At 73.1% G+C, this 14938-nt stretch carries 14 protein-coding genes and 1 other RNA gene; 12 read left to right on the forward strand and 3 right to left on the reverse strand.

The features are described from left to right. Positions 1-29 precede the first annotated feature (29 nt). Positions 30-444, forward strand: an RNA gene (gene rnpB / locus GGQ55_RS18850) — RNase P RNA component class A. Between the two features lie 9 nt (positions 445-453). On the opposite strand, the gene GGQ55_RS18855 is transcribed toward rnpB, so the two are convergent. Continuing rightward, positions 454-1557 carry a serine hydrolase domain-containing protein gene (locus tag GGQ55_RS18855; protein ID WP_179719339.1) on the reverse strand — a complete coding sequence of 368 codons (1104 nt, stop codon included), beginning with the start codon at positions 1555-1557 and terminating at the stop codon, positions 454-456. A 284-nt stretch (positions 1558-1841) separates the two neighbouring features. Here GGQ55_RS18855 and GGQ55_RS18860 point away from each other — a divergent pair, with 284 nt between their 5' ends. The 3 genes from GGQ55_RS18860 (at position 1842) to GGQ55_RS18870 (ending at position 7174) form a co-directional block, all read left to right on the forward strand. Continuing rightward, on the forward strand, positions 1842-2636 hold the full coding sequence (locus GGQ55_RS18860; RefSeq protein WP_179719341.1) for an alpha/beta fold hydrolase: 795 nt from the start codon (positions 1842-1844) through the stop codon (positions 2634-2636). 309 nt (positions 2637-2945) lie between these two features. Further along, entirely contained in the window at positions 2946-6479 is a 3534-nt protein-coding gene (locus tag GGQ55_RS18865) for a PKD domain-containing protein (RefSeq protein WP_179719343.1), read from the forward strand. Further along, positions 6476-7174 (forward strand): hypothetical protein, encoded by a 699-nt coding sequence (locus GGQ55_RS18870; RefSeq protein WP_179719346.1) that lies wholly within the window; start codon positions 6476-6478, stop codon positions 7172-7174. The genes GGQ55_RS18865 and GGQ55_RS18870 overlap by 4 nt, the downstream gene beginning before the upstream one ends. A 37-nt stretch (positions 7175-7211) precedes the next feature. On the opposite strand, the gene GGQ55_RS18875 is transcribed toward GGQ55_RS18870, so the two are convergent. After that, entirely contained in the window at positions 7212-7430 is a 219-nt protein-coding gene (locus GGQ55_RS18875; protein ID WP_179719347.1) for a hypothetical protein, read from the reverse strand. Positions 7431-7762: 332 nt separating this feature from the next. On the opposite strand from GGQ55_RS18875, the gene GGQ55_RS18880 reads away from it, so the two are divergent. From GGQ55_RS18880 to GGQ55_RS18915, 8 genes are all read left to right on the forward strand, one after another. After that, on the forward strand, positions 7763-7966 hold the full coding sequence (locus GGQ55_RS18880) for a Flp family type IVb pilin (protein ID WP_179719350.1): 204 nt from the start codon (positions 7763-7765) through the stop codon (positions 7964-7966). A gap of 88 nt (positions 7967-8054) precedes the next feature. After that, positions 8055-8450, forward strand: coding sequence for a TadE/TadG family type IV pilus assembly protein (locus GGQ55_RS18885; RefSeq protein ID WP_179719352.1), 396 nt, complete (start codon positions 8055-8057; stop codon positions 8448-8450). After that, positions 8438-9385 carry a pilus assembly protein TadG-related protein gene (locus tag GGQ55_RS18890; protein WP_179719354.1) on the forward strand — a complete coding sequence of 316 codons (948 nt, stop codon included), beginning with the start codon at positions 8438-8440 and terminating at the stop codon, positions 9383-9385. The genes GGQ55_RS18885 and GGQ55_RS18890 overlap by 13 nt, the downstream gene beginning before the upstream one ends. 12 nt (positions 9386-9397) lie before the next feature. Further along, the gene (cpaB, locus tag GGQ55_RS18895; protein ID WP_179719356.1) at positions 9398-10138 is read left to right on the forward strand and encodes a Flp pilus assembly protein CpaB; all 741 of its coding nucleotides are present in this window, start codon (positions 9398-9400) and stop codon (positions 10136-10138) included. After that, the gene (locus GGQ55_RS18900) at positions 10135-11319 is read left to right on the forward strand and encodes a CpaE/TadZ family protein (protein ID WP_179719358.1); all 1185 of its coding nucleotides are present in this window, start codon (positions 10135-10137) and stop codon (positions 11317-11319) included. Before cpaB ends, GGQ55_RS18900 begins: the two co-directional genes overlap by 4 nt. 56 nt (positions 11320-11375) lie before the next feature. Beyond that, positions 11376-12707: a TadA family conjugal transfer-associated ATPase gene (locus GGQ55_RS18905; protein ID WP_366489704.1), complete on the forward strand. Its 1332-nt coding sequence runs from the start codon at positions 11376-11378 to the stop codon at positions 12705-12707. Next, complete coding sequence (locus tag GGQ55_RS18910; RefSeq protein WP_179719362.1) at positions 12707-13648, forward strand: type II secretion system F family protein; 942 nt, start codon at positions 12707-12709, stop codon at positions 13646-13648. Before GGQ55_RS18905 ends, GGQ55_RS18910 begins: the two co-directional genes overlap by 1 nt. Next, positions 13648-14538 carry a type II secretion system F family protein gene (locus GGQ55_RS18915; RefSeq protein ID WP_179719364.1) on the forward strand — a complete coding sequence of 297 codons (891 nt, stop codon included), beginning with the start codon at positions 13648-13650 and terminating at the stop codon, positions 14536-14538. The genes GGQ55_RS18910 and GGQ55_RS18915 overlap by 1 nt, the downstream gene beginning before the upstream one ends. Here the strand turns inward: GGQ55_RS18915 and GGQ55_RS18920 are convergent, their stop codons facing one another. After that, positions 14539-14877 (reverse strand): DUF8129 domain-containing protein, encoded by a 339-nt coding sequence (locus GGQ55_RS18920; protein ID WP_179719366.1) that lies wholly within the window; start codon positions 14875-14877, stop codon positions 14539-14541. Positions 14878-14938: the final 61 nt, after the last annotated feature.

Consider the following 14938-nt stretch of genomic DNA (forward strand, 5'->3'; position numbering starts at 1 on the left):
TCCACCACTAGACTGGTCGGCACGACGGACGAGTCGGCCGGGCGGTCGCGTCGGTGGGGGAGACCCCGCCGCCGAGGAACGTCCGGGCTCCACAGGGCAGGGTGGTCGTTAACGGCGACCCGGGGTGACCCGCGGGACAGTGCCACAGAGAACAGACCGCCAGCACCGCGTCTCCGGACGCGGAGCTGGTAAGGGTGAAACGGCGGTGTAAGAGACCACCGCGCACCGGGTGACCGGTGCGGCTCGGTAAACCCCACCCGGAGCAAGGCCAAGAGGGACGGCGGTCCGCCGCCGTCCTGCGCAGGCGTTCGAGGGCTGCCCGCCCGATGCCTGCGGGTAGGCCGCTCGAGCCTGCCGGCAACGGCAGGCCTAGATGGATGACCGCCCATCGGGAGGCCGCGAGGCGCCCGAGGACAGAACCCGGCGTACAGGCCGACTCGTCCGTCGTCCGCCTCAGCGGGCGCCCAGTCCCTGGATCCCGTCGTAGGCGGACATCACCAGCTCCAGCCCGCGGGTGTCGTCCCCGGGTTCGCGCATCTGGTTGGTCACGTACGCGACCACCATCCGGGCGTCGGGATCGACCATGACCAGCGAGCCACCCCAGCCGCCCCAGCCGAAGCTGTTGCCGAACACCCCGAAGCCGAGCCCCCAGGTCACCGGCATCCCCAGACGACGGTCCTCGCCGCGGAACTGCACCTCCCGAGCGCGCGCACACCCCGCCGGCGACAGCAGCCGCACCCCACGCACCTCGCCGCCGCAGGCCAGCACCGACTGCACGAGGGCGACCGAGCGGGCGTTGCCGAAGCCGCTCGCCGCAGGGATCTGCGCCCGCCGCCAGGCCACGCTGTTCCCGTCGCGCACCCGGATCCCAGTGCCAGGGGCGGAGTCGCCGGCGGCCGCGCTCGCCGCGTAGTCCTCGTCCCGCGACGGCGGCGGGACGGCGAGCGCCACCCGGGAGTCGTGCTCGGCCGCCAGCCCGAGGGAGAAGTCCGCGCCCAGCGGCCCGGCCACCTCGGCGGCGAAGAACTCGCCCACCGACCGGCCCGTGATCCGGCGGATCACCTCGCCGACGAGGAACCCCTGAGTGAGGGAGTGGTAGCCGGCCGCGCTGCCCGGTTCCCACACCGGAGCCTGCGCGGCCATCCGCGCTGTCGCGGCCGACCAGTCGTAGAGCTCCTCGACCGGCCCCTCCCAGTCGGGCAGGCCGGCGGTGTGGGAGAGCAGGTGGCGCACCAGCACCCTCTCCTTGCCGGCGGCCCCGAACTCCGGCCAGTACCGGGAGACGGGCGCGTCGAGATCGAGCGATCCGCGGTCGGCGAGCAGCAGCGCGCACAGCGCAGTCATCGTCTTGGTCACCGAGAAGACGCCGGTGATCGAGTCCCGCTGCCACGGGATCGTGCGGTCCGCGTCGGTGAACCCGCCCCAGACGTCCACCACCGGCTCGCCGTCCACGAAGACGGCGACCGAGCCGCCGACGTCCCCGGCGTCCAGCAGCCCGGCCAGCGCGTTCGGCGCCGCGGTGAACAGGTCGTCGTACGAGCCCTGGATCTCGGCCATGCGCCGTATTAGCCCGCAACCACCCGCGACGGGGCACCCTGTTTCCGCGCCCGCTCACCGCGATCTCCCAGGGGACCCTCAGGAACCCGGCCGACCGTGGGTGCGAACCACCCGGAGGTGCGCCGTGACCCTGACCTTCCTGCTCCTGGTCGTCTTCCTCGCCGTCCTGACCGTCGCCGACCTGCTGCCCGCGATTGCGGAACCGCACGGGCCGCGGCGGCGATGAACTCGGCGGGCTGCGGCAGTCTCTCTTCCTGACAGCGCGACCAGCAGGGGAGAGGGACGTGGAGAAGACGACGTCGGCGGACGGCACCACCATCGCCTACGACGCCTGGGGCGACGGCCCTGCCGTGGTGATCGTCGGTGGCGCCTTCAACGACCGGAACACCTGGGCCGAGCTGGCGCAGGCGCTCGCCGACCGGGGTCTGCGCGGGGTCTCCTACGACCGCCGCGGCCGGGGCGACAGCGGCGACACCCCTCCGTACGCGCTCGAGCGGGAGTTCGAGGACCTGCGTGCCGTGGTGGACGCGGTCTCGCCGGGGGCGCCGGTCTTCGCGCACGGCGTCTCCTCCGGCGGCGCGCTGCTGCTGCGTGCCGTCGAGGCCGGCGCGCCGGTCGCCCGCGTCTCCGTGCTGGAGCCGCCCTACCGCATCGAGGGCGCACCGCCCCCGCCGGAGACCTACCTCGCCACGCTGCAGTCCTACGTCGACCGCGACGACCGCAGCGGGCTGGTCGAGTACTTCCAGACCCAGGTGATCGGCCTGCCCGCCGAGATGGTCGCCTCGTTCAGGACGACGCCGATGTGGCCGAGCCTCGAGGCGCTGGCCCCCACGCTCGTGTACGACGGCCACGCGATGGGCGGGGACGACCAGTCCCTGCCGACCGACGTGCTCGGCCGGATCGGCATCCCGCTGCTCGGCGTCACCAGCGAGGGCACCGCCGTCCCGTGGATGTCGCGGACCGTGGAGGTGGTCGCGGACGCCGTCCCGGACGGCCGGTGGGCGCGGCTGCCGGGCGGATTCCACGAGATCCCGCCCGCGGTGCTGGCCCCGGTGCTGGCCGACTTCTACCGCGGCTGAGCCCTCGCACCCCCCTCGGGGAACGGGTGCGCATACCCACTCGACCCGGTGACAAACGGCCACCGGATGGTCACTCGTGCCTGATGTTATTGACAGCGAGTGACGTTCCGTGATCGGTTGCGCCCTTGAGCGCCCGGGACAGCGGCCTGACGTGGCCGTATCCCGGACAAGCGCGACGATGTCCTAACGCAGGGTGACCGTCACGGGGGGACCGCAATGGCACGACGTGCTGCAGTCACGGCGACGGAACCGAACCGACGGCGCCACCCCGGCCCCGTGTCCTTGTCGCTCCGTCCTGAGGGTCGTCCCATGTCTGCTGCCACCACCGCGGCTCCGCGCCGGAGGGCTCCGCTCGCCGCGGTCATCGCCTTCGGCATGCTGGTGCTCGGGTTCGTCGTCCCCGCCACGGCCTCGGCCGACACCCGGCCCGACTCCGGCACCCCGGCGACCGTCGCCGCCGACGCCCTGCCCACCGTGCAGGTCAACGGCGTCGTCTGGTCGACGGTGACCGTCGGGAACACCGTCTACGCGACCGGCAGCTTCACGCGGGCGCGGCCGGCCGGCAGCGCCGCCGGTGTGAACGAGACCGCGCGCGCCAACATCGTCGCGTTCAACCTGACCACCGGCGTGATGACGACCTTCAACCACACGCTCAACGGCCAGGGCCGTTTCATCACGGCATCGCCCGACGGCACGCGCATCTACGTAGGTGGCGACTTCACCACCGTGGACGGCGTCGCCCGCGGGCACATCGCCGCGTTCAACGCCTCCACCGGTGCGCTGATCACCACCTTCGCGCCGACGACGAACGGCATCGTCTACTCGCTGGCCGCCACCAACACCACGGTGTACGCCGGCGGCTCGTTCACCATCGCCGGTGGCCAGACCCGCACCCGGCTCGCCGCCTTCGCGGCCAGCAACGGCGCCCTGAGCACGACCTTCGCGCCGACCGCGAACCACAACGTCCGCGGCATCCTGCTCAACCCCGCGGGTACCCGCGTCATCGTCGCGGGTCAGTTCTCGCAGGTGAACGGCGTCTCGGCGGTCGCGATGGCGTCGGTGAACCTGACCGGCGGTGACACCCAGACCTGGCAGTACGGCATCGACGCCTCCGGCGACGCGGCCGGCGTCTACAGCCTCAAGCGCGACGGGGCGAACTTCTACGCCACGATGTACGGCTACCTCGTCGGCAACATCGAGGGCGTCGTGGCGTTCAACCCCAACGACCTGTCGCTGGTCTGGATGAACGACTGCCACGGCGACACCTACGACACGTACTCCACCGGCACGGTCGTCTACGCCGCCAGCCACTCGCACGACTGCGAGACCTCCGGTCAGTTCCCCGACCAGAACCCGCGGGTCTGGAAGCGCGCGATCGCCATGACGGTCGCCGTCACCGGCACCCTCAAGGCCACCACCCAGCTGCCGCGCTACACCAGCTGGGAGGGTCGCCCGCACCCGTCGGTCCTCGACTGGTTCCCGACCATCCCGGCCGGCACCTACACCGGTCAGGACCAGGGCAGCTGGACGGTCACGGGCTCGGGCAACTACATCGCCTTCGGCGGTGAGTTCACCTCGGTCAACGGCACCGCGCAGCAGGGCCTGGTGCGCTTCGCCGCGACGTCGATCGCCCCGAACCGGCGCGGTCCGGAGATCAGCGCCGGCAACCTGCGGCCCAACGCCACGTCGACCACGGCCGGCGAGGTCAAGGTCGTCTGGCCGCAGGCGTGGGACATGGACAACGAGACGCTGACCTACAACCTGTACCGGGGCAGCGGCACCACGCCGATCTACACGACCACGGCCAAGACGCAGTGGTGGAACACCAGCACGATGACCTTCACCGACACCGGACGCGCCGCCGGCTCGACGGCGTCCTACCGGGTGTCGGTCAGCGACCCGCTGAACAACACGGTGACCAGCAACCAGGGCAACACGGTGACCGTCGCCGGCACCACCAGCGGCTACTCCAACCAGGTGCTGACCGACGGTGCCGCGCAGTACTGGCGGCTCAACGAGTCCAGCGGCAGCACGGCGTACGACTCGGCCGGGCTGACCAACATGACCGAGCGGGCCGGCGTCACCCGCGGCACCGCCGGGGCGCTGGCCGGTGACACCGCGATCACCGTCAACGGCACCGCGACGGGCACCGCGCAGACGACCGCCACGGTCGCCACCCCGACCAACGCGTTCTCGGTCGAGGCCTGGGTCCGGACGACGTCCACGGCCGGCGGCATCATCGCCCAGCTCGGCGACTCGGCCACGGGCGCGAACACCGTCAGCGACCGCACGCTGTACGTCGACTCCGGCGGCCAGCTCTCCTTCGGCCTCTCCCGCCGGCAGGGCCAGACGACCACCTACACCAACACGGTCCGCAGCACGGCGCCGATCAACAACGGCCAGTGGCACCACATCGTGGCCGCGGTCGGCACCGGCGGCACGACGCTGTTCGTCGACGGTGCGCAGGTGGGCGGCAGCGCCACGATGACCAGCGCGAACACCCGGCTGGCCTCGGGCTACTGGATGATCGGCAGCGGCACGCTGACCCCGTGGCCGAACGCGCCGACCAGCTCGTCGCTGAACGGTTCGATCGACGACGTCGCGATCTACCCGTCGACGCTCACCTCGGCCCAGGTGGCCCAGCACTACTCGCTGGCCACCGGGACGACGACCAACCCGGCACCGACGGCCTCGTTCACCGCGACGCCGTCCGGGATGAGCGTCTCGGTCGACGCCAGCGCGTCGAGCGACTCGAACGGGACGATCTCGTCCTACTCGTGGAACTGGGGCGACAGCACCGCGGCCGGCACGGGCGTGACCGCCAACCACACCTACGCGACGGCGGGCAGCTACACGGTCACGCTGACGGTCACCGACAACGGCGGGGCCACGGCCTCGACCAGCCGCACGGTCAACGCCGCGCCGCCGAACAACGCCCCCGTGGCGGCGTTCACCTCGACCGTCACCGACATGAGCGTCGCGGTCGACGGCTCGGGCTCCACCGACTCCGACGGGACGATCGCGACCTACACGTGGCAGTGGGGTGACAACACGCCCAACGGCACCGGCCAGACGGCGAACCACACCTACACGGCGGGCGGGACCTTCAACGTCCGGCTGACCGTGACCGACAACCTGGGCGGCACCAACACGGTGACGCACCCGGTGACGATCGTGGCCCCGCAGTCGCCGGCCTTCGCCCAGGACGCCTTCAGCCGCACCGTGGCCGCGGGTGGTTGGGGCAGCGCCGACACCGGCGGCGCGTGGACCGCGCAGGCCGGGGCGACCCGCCTGTCGGTGAGCCAGGCGACCGGCGGTGTCCTCGACCTGCCCGCCGCGGGCAACAACACGGGTGCCTACCTGGGCAGCGTGTCCCAGCCGAACGCCGACGTGACGACGACGTTCACGCTGAGCTCCGCGCCGACCGGCCTGGGCACCGACGTGTACGTCACCCCGCGCCGGATGGCGAACGGCGACGACATGCGGGTGCGCGTCCGCGTGGCTCCGGATGGTTCGGTCTCGCTGCTCTACTCTCGCCGCGTGGCTGGGGCGGAGACCTTCGGGAACACGGCGACGATCGCCGGCCTGACGTGGACCGCCGGTACGGCGTTCAACGTCCGGGTCCAGGTGACGACGACGACCAACGGTGCCAGCACGGTCCGTGCCCGCATCTGGGCCGGCACCGGCACCGAGCCGACCACCTGGCAGCTCACCCAGAACGGCGAGAACAACGCCGCGCTCCAGGGTTCCGGCTCGGTGGGCATCAGCGCCTACCGCGGCTCGACCTCGACCGCCGCCACCCAGGTCCGGGTGAGCTCGTTCGCGGCGCGGCCGATCGCGTGACGGCTCCTGCACCGACCCGGCGGAGCCGCAGGGATCTGCTGCTCCGCCGGGTGCTTCCCGCACTGGCCGTGCTCGTCGTCGCCGCGGTCGTCGTCTTCCTCGTCCTCCGAGGCGGGGACGACGGCTCGGGCAACGCCGCCGCGGCGTCGTCCACGTCGGCCGCGGCTCCGTCGACCGACCTGGGGCTGGAGCCGACCGAGTCGTCGCCGAGCGTCTCGCCGTCCCCCGCGACGGAGGCGCCGGCGCCGACGGTGGTCAGCCGTCCGGGGGTGCCCGAGGCCTCGCGCACCGTGCAGGCCACCAACGGGGACTTCGCGGCCACCGCGTCGTGGTCCGACGGCGCGACGATCCGGGTCGCCGAGGCGCACCAGCAGGTCACCTCCGGCACCGGTCCCGGCGAGCTCGCCGGGCAGCCGCAGACGGTGTTCAACCTCGAGCTGGTCAACGGCACGGACAAGCCGCTGGACCTCAACACGGTCGTCGTCCAGGCCACCTACGGCTCGGGCCCGACCCAGGCGAGCCCGATCTACGACCAGAAGAGCGTCGACTTCGGCGGAACGCTGGCGCCGGGGGACACGGCCACCGCCGTCTACTCCTTCGCCATCCCCGCCGACCAGCTGGGCAAGGTGACCCTGTCGGTCGACGTCGACGGGTTCCGCTTCCCGGCCGTGTTCTCCGGGGCCGTCCCGGCCTGAGCCGTCAGACCAGCGCGACCACGGCAGAAGACGCCGGTCACCCGCGCAGCAGCACGCCCTTGCGCCAGACGTCGCCGCGGGCGCTCTGCCACGCGGTCGGGCCGTAGACGCGGTCGACCCGGCTCTCGCCGTTCTCCTCGACCAGGACGATCAGCGCCCCACCGGCGCCGACGTGGTAGCAGTAGCGGCCGGCGGGGAGGTCGGCGTCGGGGAAGGTCGTCGTCCCCTCGCCGTCCAGGTCGATCTCGACGCTCATGCGTGCCAGCCCTTCTGCGCTCCCCGGGGCGGATGAGGAGATCCGGCGGTACCCGGACGAGGCCGCCGTTCGGCTCATCGGTGCTGGTCGGAGCCCTGATCGCGCCGTTCCTGACCGCATCCAGGGCGTGCCGGAGCACTTTGCAGTCGGTCGATCACACAACGTGACTACGAGTGAAGACCGTTAACCCATGGCGTGACAACGGTCCGCCGCAGGGCTGACAAAGCTTCAGATCGGGCACCGCGGCGCCGGATCCTCGCTTCCAACGCCGCGACGGCGGGCCACCCCGGCCCGTCCCGGTCGGTGCGCATCCCCCAGGAGCAACCCCCGTGATGAACTCGTTCGCCACCCTGGCCACGCTCGTGGCCTTCGCCAAGGACCGCCTGCAGCGCGAGGAGAAGGGCGCCACCGCCGTCGAGTACGGCCTCATGGTCGGCCTGATCGCCGCCGTCATCGTCGGCACCGTGCTGCTGCTCGGCGGTCAGCTCAACGACCTCTTCACGATGGTCACCGACGCCCTCCCCGGCGGCAACTGATCCCTCGAGCACGTCCCTGCGGCGCAGCGGCCCGTCCCCCGCGGGCTGCTGCGCCGCACCCACGTCGATGCACGGAAGGAGGGCCGCGATGACCTGGCGACGACTGCGCGACGAGCGCGGCGCCAGCGCGGTGGAGTTCGCGCTGATCGTGCCGCTGCTGGTGCTGCTCGTGGTCGGCATCGTCGAGTTCGGCCACGCCTTCCAGGTGCAGGGCCAGCTCTCGGCGGCCGCCCGCGAGGGCGTCCGTGCGATGGCGCTGCAGAACGACCCGGCCGCGGCGCGCACCGCCGTCCGCAACGCGACCTCCACCTTCGACCCCGCGGTCACCGACGCCGAGATCAGCATCACGCCGGCCGCCTGCCCGCTGGTCGGCGGCAGCAGCACCGTGCGGCTGACCGTCGACTACGACATGCCGTTCCTCACCGGGCTGTTCGGCGCCGGCGTGGACCTGTCCGCGACGGGGGTCATGCGATGCAACGGCTGACCCGCCGGCTGCGGCGCGACGAGCGCGGCGCGGCGGCCGTCGTCCTCTCGCTGCTCATGGTGCCGATGCTGGGCTTCACCGCCCTCGCCGTCGACGTGGGCGCCGTCTACGCCGAGAAGGCCCGGCTGCAGACCGCCGCCGACGCGGCCGCCCTCGCCGTGGCGCAGGACTGCGCCCGCGGGAACTGCGGCGACATGCTCGCCACCGCGACCGCGATCGTCGCGGCCAACAACGGCGGCGCGACCTCGCGGCCGCCGGTGCTGAACTCGGCCCCGACGAGCGTGACCGTCACCGGCGACAAGCCGGTGCAGCACTGGTTCGCGCCGGTCATCGGCATCGACTCGACCGCCGTGTCGGCCACCGCGACCGTCGCGTGGGGCAACCCGGGCGCCGGGACGGCGGAGCTGCCGCTGACCTTCTCCTGGTGCGAGTTCGCCGCGCAGACCGGCGGCGGCCTGCCGTCGGGCACCACGGTCCGGACGATCAAGTTCACCAAGACCTCCGGCACCGGCTGCACGGGTCCGTCGCACAACGTCGTCCCCGGCGGCTTCGCCTACCTCGACACGAACCCCGGCCACTGCGAGGCGACCAGCGCCCGCGGCGGCAAGTCCTACTCGTCGACCGGCAACAGCGTCCCGTCGCCCTGCTCGGCGGCCGACTTCGCGGCGCTGGTCGGGCACACGGTGCTGCTGCCCCTGTTCGACAACTGGGGCGAGACCGGCAGCAACGCCTGGTACCACGTCTACGGCTACGCCGCGTTCAAGATCACCGGCTACTTCTTCGGCGGCCAGTTCCGCACCAGCCCGCAGCCCTGCAGCGGCAACGAGCGCTGCGTCGCCGGCTACTTCACGCGCTTCGTGGACCTCTCCGAGCGCTTCACCTACACCAACGACGGCCCGGACCTCGGCGCCTCGATCCTCCGTCTGGTCCGCTAGGAGCTTCCCCCGATGAGACGCCGATTGCTCGCCGCCTTCGCGGCCCTGGTGCTGACCCTGGTCGGCGGGGTCGTGCTCGTGGCCTACGTGCGCGGTGCCGACGCGCGCGCCGCCGCGGGCCTGCAGACCGTGCAGGTGCTGGTGGTCCAGGAGCTCGTGCCCGCGGGCACCCCGGCCGACCAGCTCGCCGACAAGGTCGACACCGAGCTCGTCCCGGCCAAGACCGCCGTCGCCGGCCGGGTCGCCGACCTGGCCGACCTCGCCGGGAGGGTGGCGACGGTGGACCTCCAGCCGGGGGAGCAGCTGCTCGCCAGCCGGTTCAAGGTCCCCGGTGACCTGCGCGCGGCCGGCACCGTCGACGTCCCCGCGGGCAAGCAGGAGGTGAGCGTGCTGCTCGATCCGCAGCGCGCCGTCGGCGGCCGGCTGGCGGCGGGGGACACGGTGGGGGTCTACCTCTCGATGACCGACCCCACCGCGAGCACCCACGGCGTGCTGCACGGGGTGCTGGTCACCCAGGTGCAGGGCGCGCCGGCGGCGCCGTCGGACGGCGCGGACACCCAGACGGCGAGCGCCGGCTCGGCGGCACCGACCGGCAGCCTGATGGTCACCCTCGCGCTCACGGCCCGTGACGCGGAGGAGGTCGTCTTCGGCGCCGAGCACGGGACGCTGTGGCTCTCCCTCGAGCCGGACGGCGCCGACAACTCGGGCACCCAGGTGGTCACCCCCGACAACGTGTACGGAGGTCGGCCATGAGCCGCGTCGTGCTCGGCGGCGCCGACGAGGAGCTCGCGCTGCGGATCAAGGAGGCGGCGGACGGCGACGTCCTCCTGCTGCCCCCCGGGCGGCTGCCGACCGACCCGGCCCGGCTGTTCGAGCAGCTCGTGGACGGGGAGCTACCCGAGGTGCTCGTGCTCGGGCCGGAGACCAGCCCGGCCGAGGCGCTGAACCTGGCGGCCCGGCTCGACGCCCAGTGCCCCGGGATCAGCGTCGTCCTCGTCGCCGATCCCTCGCCGACGCTGTGGCAGACGGCCATGCGCTCCGGGGTGCGCGACGTCGTCCCGTCGGCGACCGACGTGGCCGAGCTGCGGGCGGCGATCGACCGGGCGGCGCAGGCCGCGTCGGGCCGGCGCCGCGTGCTGCGGCCGGTGGAGGAGACCGCCCGCTACACGGGCCGGGTGATCACCGTCGCCTCGCCCAAGGGCGGGGTCGGCAAGACCACGGTGAGCACCAACCTGGCGATCGGGCTGACCCAGGCGGCGCCGCAGTCCACCGTGCTGGTGGACCTCGACGTGCAGTTCGGCGACGTCGCCTCCGCGCTCGGGCTGGCGCCGGAGTACGCGCTGCCCGACGTGGTGGCCGGCCCGGCCGCGGAGGACACCATGGTCCTCAAGACGTTCCTCACCCAGCACCCCAGCGGGCTCTACGCGGTCTGCGGTGCCGAGTCACCGGCCGCCGGCGACACCGTCTCGGGGGCCGACGTCGGCCGGCTGCTGGCCGCGCTCGCACGGGAGTTCCGCTACGTCGTCGTCGACACCGCGCCGGGGCTGTCGGAACCGACGCTGGCCGCGCTGGACCGGGCCACCGACGTCGTGATGCTGACCAGCATGGACGTCCCCGGCGTCCGGGGACTGCGCAAGGAGCTCGACGTGCTGCGCGAGCTGTGCATGATCCCGGCCGGCCGGCACGTCGTCATGAACTTCGCCGACCCCAAGGGCGGGCTGTCCGTGCGCGACGTGGAGACGACGATCGGCAGCGGCGTGGACGTCGTCCTGCCCTGGTCCAAGGCCGTGCCCGCCAGCACGAACGCGGGCGTGCCGCTGCTGCAGAGCGGCCGCAAGGACCCGATGGCCAAGGAGCTGCGCCGGCTGGTGGCGCGGTTCGCCGCGACGCCGCTCAAGCAGGGGCGCCGCGCGAAGCACCGGGCGGCGTCGTGAACCTCTCCTCGCGGCTCGAGGCCGCGCGCCTGCCGCAGCCCAGCTCGGCTGTGCCCGTGCCACGGCCGCCGGTGCCCGTGCCGCCACCGCCGACCGACGCGCTGACCCGGCTCAAGGACCGCGTCGGCAAGGCGCTGTTCGAGCGGGTCGGCAGCCGGATGAACGACCCGTCGCTGGGCGAGGCGGCCCTGCGCGCCCTCGTGCTGGCCGAGCTGGACGCCGTCGTCGACGAGGAGAAGGTGCCGCTCTCGGCCGAGGAGCGGCAGCGGCTGACCGCCGAGCTGGCCGACGACGCCCTGGGTCTGGGTCCGCTGCAGCGGCTGCTCGACGACGGCAGCGTCACCGAGATCATGGTGAACGGGCCGGAGAACATCTACGTCGAGAAGGACGGCCGGCTGACCCGCACGGCGGCCCGGTTCACCTCCGAGGAGCACCTGCGGCGGGTCATCGACCGGATCGTGTCCAAGGTGGGACGGCGGATCGACGAGAGCTCGCCGCTGGTCGACGCCCGCCTGTCCGACGGCTCGCGCGTGAACGCGATCATCCCGCCGCTGGCCTTCAGCGGGTCGACGCTGACCATCCGCAAGTTCTCGAAGGACCCGTTCACCGTCGAGGACCTGCTCGGCTTCGGCACGCTCTCGCCGGAGATGGCCGAGCTGCTGCGCGCGTGCGTCGAGGCCCGGCTCAACGTCATCGTCTCCGGGGGCACCGGCACCGGGAAGACGACGCTGCTCAACGTGCTGTCCTCGTTCATCCCGGAGGACGAGCGGATCGTCACCATCGAGGACGCCGTCGAGCTGCAGCTGCAGCAGGAGCACGTCGTCCGGCTGGAGTCGCGGCCGCCGAACATCGAGGGCAAGGGCGCGATCACCATCCGCGACCTGGTCCGCAACTCGCTGCGGATGCGGCCCGACCGGATCGTGGTCGGGGAGTGCCGTGGCGGGGAGTCCCTCGACATGCTGCAGGCGATGAACACCGGCCACGACGGCTCGCTGTCCACGGTGCACGCCAACTCGCCGCGGGACGCGATCGCGCGGCTGGAGACCCTCGTGCTCATGGCCGGCATGGACCTGCCGCTGCGGGCGATCCGCGAGCAGATCGCCTCGGCCGTCGACGTCGTCGTCCAGCTGACCCGGCTGCGCGACGGCACCCGGCGGGTCACCCACGTGACCGAGGTGCAGGGCATGGAGGGCGAGACGGTCACGCTGCAGGACGCCTTCTTGTTCGACTACTCGGCCGGCGTCGACGCGGCCGGCCGCTTCCTCGGCAAGCCGGTGCCCACCGGTGTGCGGCCGCGGTTCACCGACCGGTTCACCGAGCTCGGCATCGAGATCTCGCCCCGGGTCTTCGGCATGCTGCAGCCCCCGCGACCGCAGAGGTGGGGCTGATGTCGCCGGCGCTGCTGGTCGCCGGGCTGGTCGCGGTCACCGGTGCGCTGCTGCTGCTGGCGCTGGTCGTCGTCCCGCCGGGGCACGGGCGGGTGCCGCTGGCCCGCCTGGACCCGTCGGTCGCGCCGCAGTCCTCGGCGCTGGCCGGCGCGGGTGCCGCGGCCGGGGCGGCGGTGGAGAAGGTGCTCGCCCGCCGCGGCCGGCTCGCGGCCGGTCAGGCGGCCCTCGAGCGCGCCGGGGTGTCGATGAGCCTGGCCGACGTCGTCCTGGTCACCGGCCTGCTGACCGTGGGCGCGGGCGTGCTCGGCGCGCTGCTGGGCGGCCCCTTGCTGGCCGCACTGGCGGTCGTCGTCAGCCCGTTCGGGACCCGGCTCTGGCTGTCGCTGAAGTCGGCGCGGCGACGGGCCGCCTTCGCCGACCAGCTGGAGGACTCGCTGCAGCTGATGGCGAGCAGCCTGCGGGCCGGCCACAGCGTGCTGCGCGCGGTGGACTCGGTCGCCCAGGAGGCCGCCGCCCCGACGTCGGAGGAGTTCGCGCGGATCGTCGTCGAGACGCGGGTCGGCCGGGACCTCACCGCGGCGCTGGACGAGACCGCCGAGCGGATGGGCAGCGACGACTTCAGCTGGGTCGCCCAGGCCATCGCCATCCAGCGCGAGGTCGGCGGCAACCTCGCCGAGGTGCTCGACGCGGTGAGCGGGACGATCCGCGAGCGCAACGCGATCCGCCGCCAGGTCAAGGCGCTGGCCGCCGAGGGGAAGCTCTCGGCGATCGTGCTGATGGCGCTGCCGTTCGGCGTCTGCCTGTTCATCTCGGTGACCAACCCGGTCTACCTGTCGATGTTCACCTCGACCCCGATCGGCTGGCTGCTGCTCGCCGTCTGCTGCGGCCTGCTGGTCGGCGGCGGGCTGTGGCTCAAGAAGATGGTGAGCATCCGGTTCTGATGAGCATCCCGCCTCTCGTCCTCGCCGCCGCCGGCGCGGTGGCCCTCGCCGTGCCCCTGCTCGGCTGGGCGCTCCTCGCCCGGACCGACCCCGCCGCGGTCGCCGCCCGCGACAACCTGGTGCGCGGCTACGCGCCGGCCGCCGGCGGGCCGAGCCGCACCGGGCCCGGCGCGGTCAGCCGGCTGGCCCGCGCCCTCACCCCCGGCGGCACCCTGGCCCGGCTCGACCGGCTGCTCACCACCGCGGGGCGTCCGGCCGGGTGGCCGCTGCCGCGGGTGATCGCGGCCAAGCTCGTGCTCGCCGCGGTGTCCGGGGGGCTCGGCGCGCTGCTGGTGTCCGCCAAGCCCGGCCTGCCGATCGTGCTGCTGATGGGCGCGGTGACGGTGGTGTGCTGGTTCGTGCCGGACCTGCTGCTGCTCAGCCGCGGCCAGGAGCGGCAGCAGGCGATCGGCCTCGAGCTCGCCGACACCCTCGACCAGATGACGATCGCCGTGGAGGCCGGGCTCGGCTTCGAGGCGGCGATGGCCCGCACCGCGCGCAACGGCAAGGGCGCGCTGGCCGAGGAGCTCGTGCGCACGCTGCAGGACATCGCGGTCGGCCAGCCGCGCCGGGAGGCGTACCTGTCGCTCGCCGAGCGCACCGGCGTGCCCGACCTGCGCCGCTTCGTGCGGGCCGTCGTCCAGGCCGACCAGTACGGCATCTCGATCGCCGACGTGCTGCGCACCCAGGCGGGGGAGATGCGGCTCAAGCGTCGTCAGCGGGCCGAGCAGAAGGCGATGCAGATCCCGGTCAAGGTGATCTTCCCGCTGATCCTCTGCATCCTGCCGACGCTGTTCATCGTGCTGCTGGCCCCGGCGGTCATGCGGATCGTCGAGGCCTTCAGCCACTGACTAACGGGGCTGCCTGGGGTTGCTCGGGTCGCCGTGGGACGGCGGGTTGAGCGCCGGACCGGTGGTCGCCTCGGAGACCTTGGAGCCGCCGGCCGCGTGCTCGGGGGCCTCGGACGTGACGTCGGCAGCCGGGTCGCCGCCGGAGGGCTGCGCGCCGGACTGCAGCGAGCTGAGCCGGTGGCGCATGATCTCCACGGCCTGCAACCGGTTGCCGTGCGACTTCTCGTAGTCCAGCAGCGTCTGCACACCGTCCGCGTCCAGCGTGCGGATGCGCGACGCGAGCCCGCCGATCGGCAGGTGGTCGTAGTCGGGCAGGGGCAGCTGATCGTGCTCGGTCATGCCGGACCGCCTACCCGTCGCCCGGGGATCCGACACCGGGTGTGAGGGTGCGGTCGCTGGG

The organism is Petropleomorpha daqingensis (assembly GCF_013408985.1).
In the GTDB taxonomy this organism is placed as follows: Bacteria; Actinomycetota; Actinomycetes; order Mycobacteriales; family Geodermatophilaceae; genus Petropleomorpha; species Petropleomorpha daqingensis.

Excerpts from the sequence above, each read along its gene's own strand:
- GGQ55_RS18855 (WP_179719339.1), bottom strand. The coding sequence starts at position 1,557 with ATGGCCGAGATCCAGGGCTCGTACGACGACCTGTTCACCGCGGCGCCG.
- GGQ55_RS18865 (WP_179719343.1), top strand. The coding sequence starts at position 2,946 with ATGTCTGCTGCCACCACCGCGGCTCCGCGCCGGAGGGCTCCGCTCGCC.
- GGQ55_RS18875 (WP_179719347.1), bottom strand. The coding sequence starts at position 7,430 with ATGAGCGTCGAGATCGACCTGGACGGCGAGGGGACGACGACCTTCCCC.
- GGQ55_RS18880 (WP_179719350.1), top strand. The coding sequence starts at position 7,763 with ATGAACTCGTTCGCCACCCTGGCCACGCTCGTGGCCTTCGCCAAGGAC.
- GGQ55_RS18885 (WP_179719352.1), top strand. The coding sequence starts at position 8,055 with ATGACCTGGCGACGACTGCGCGACGAGCGCGGCGCCAGCGCGGTGGAG.
- GGQ55_RS18890 (WP_179719354.1), top strand. The coding sequence starts at position 8,438 with ATGCAACGGCTGACCCGCCGGCTGCGGCGCGACGAGCGCGGCGCGGCG.
- cpaB (WP_179719356.1), top strand. The coding sequence starts at position 9,398 with ATGAGACGCCGATTGCTCGCCGCCTTCGCGGCCCTGGTGCTGACCCTG.
- GGQ55_RS18900 (WP_179719358.1), top strand. The coding sequence starts at position 10,135 with ATGAGCCGCGTCGTGCTCGGCGGCGCCGACGAGGAGCTCGCGCTGCGG.
- GGQ55_RS18910 (WP_179719362.1), top strand. The coding sequence starts at position 12,707 with ATGTCGCCGGCGCTGCTGGTCGCCGGGCTGGTCGCGGTCACCGGTGCG.
- GGQ55_RS18915 (WP_179719364.1), top strand. The coding sequence starts at position 13,648 with ATGAGCATCCCGCCTCTCGTCCTCGCCGCCGCCGGCGCGGTGGCCCTC.
- GGQ55_RS18920 (WP_179719366.1), bottom strand. The coding sequence starts at position 14,877 with ATGACCGAGCACGATCAGCTGCCCCTGCCCGACTACGACCACCTGCCG.